This window comes from Caldibacillus sp. 210928-DFI.2.18 (assembly GCF_020554505.1).
GTDB classification, from domain to species: domain Bacteria; phylum Bacillota; class Bacilli; order Bacillales; family Caldibacillaceae; genus Caldifermentibacillus; species Caldifermentibacillus hisashii.
In genome coordinates this window covers 1-1,796 of record NZ_JAJCHL010000178.1, presented here as the reverse complement: position 1 = coordinate 1,796, position 1,796 = coordinate 1, and the positions used below count along the sequence as shown (strand labels likewise).

Here is a 1,796-nt window from a genome sequence, read left to right as displayed (position 1 = left end):
GTTGATTTTACAATTTATATTATGTATAATAGTAGTCAAGACTAATGGTTTGGGGAGATTATGATGTTCGTGAAAATTACCCCTCGAAAAAAGGGGGATAAAACTTATTATTATGCTGAATTAGTGGAGTCTTATCGGGAAAATGGGAAAACAAAACACAAGCGTCTCTTATACTTCGGTAGTGTAGATAAACAAACAGCGGAAAGACTTAAAATTGCTTTTTCAAAGGATTTTGATTCCTTTACAAATATTGATAAGGTTGATTTTAACCAGTCTGTTCCTTACGGCCACTTTTATTTGTTAGAGGCCATAAATAAGCAAATTAAATTGTTTGATTCACTTGAAGCTTCCTTTGAATCATCGGATCCACATATTACCGTTTCAACAGCGATTGAATACATAAAAGCACTTGTTTTTCAAAGGGTCTGGCAACCAAATAGTAAATTAGCTTTAAAAGAAGAGTATCCTTATACTGCTTTACCCCATTTTGTAAAGATAAAGAGCCTCGATCTTCAAACGTTATACCGGAGTTTAGAAGTGCTAGAAGAGAACTTTAGTAAAGCAGAGGAACATTTGTACCATAGTGCTGTTAAACACTATCAACAAAATAACAAAGAGCTATTCTATGACATAACCAGTAGCTATTTTGAAGGTCATAAATGCATTATCGCTAAGTATGGCTATTCACGTGATCATCGAAAAGATCGTGAACAAATTGTCATTGGTCTGGTTACGACTGCAGATGGATTTCCAATTAAATGCAATATTTATTCTGGAAACACCGCAGATAAATCAACAGTGACTGAAGTAATATCTGACCTTAAGCAACGTTATCCCATTGAGGAAATTGTTTTCGTTGGCGATAGAGGAATGTTAACTGAAAATAATATTGAAACCATTAAGGAACTGAATCAAAAATATGTGATGGCCATTCCCAGAGCGTGGACCAAAAAATATTTGAAAGATGAATCTATAGACGAGAACAAAATGAGAAAGGTAAAGGGAAATCTTTATGCAAAGTTTCTTTCTGAGGAAGATGGTCAGCGGTTTTTACTATGTTTGAATACACAAAAAAGAGAAGATGATCGGAACTACCGCCTTCAGTGCATTAAATCCATTGAGAAAGAATTAGATCAATTAAATGGAAGCCTGGGGAAAAATAAACATATAAAAACACGAGATGAGGCGATGAAGCGAGCTGGAGCTATCTCGAAAAGAAATCCAGCTGGAAAATACTTTATTATTGAAACAGTAGATAACAGGAAGGCTCCACTGGGATTTAGTCTAAAGTACTCGTTGAAAACAGAAAAGGTGGCATCAGACGAGAAGTTAGATGGGACATTTGTGATTCAGACGAATGAAGATCAATATAACGATGAAAAGCTGATTAAAGTTTATAAAAATCTCAATAAGGTAGAAACAGCATTTCGTGTAATTAAACAAGATTTAGATATAAGACCCATGTTTCATTGGAAAGAAGAACGAGTCAAAGGGCATGTTTATGTTTGTGTATTAGCTCTTTTTATATTACAGGCCATTGATTATATCGCAAGTCAATCATCCCTAAATCAATCAGCACGAACAATCATTCAAAAACTTGCCAGAATTCACTTGTTAGAGATAAAATTACCAAATGGTAAAATCAAGTATTCAATAACATCAATAGATAATGAACAAAAGGAAATATTAAAAGCATATAAAATAAATAAACTAGAAATCCCCGATGTAGTGTAGAACAATTTAACAAAAATCCCTATACATCGGGGGTTTTACTATCGCTAAGGTTGAACTTGAGT

General features: G+C 33.9%; 1 protein-coding gene. It reads left to right on the top strand.

The window, feature by feature from the left end:
• Nucleotides 1–63 precede the first annotated feature (63 nt).
• Nucleotides 64–1,734, top strand: a complete 1,671-nt coding sequence (locus LIZ98_RS17380) for an IS1634 family transposase (protein WP_227140392.1) — start codon at nt 64–66, stop codon at nt 1,732–1,734.
• The last annotated feature ends 62 nt before the right edge of the window (nt 1,735–1,796 follow it).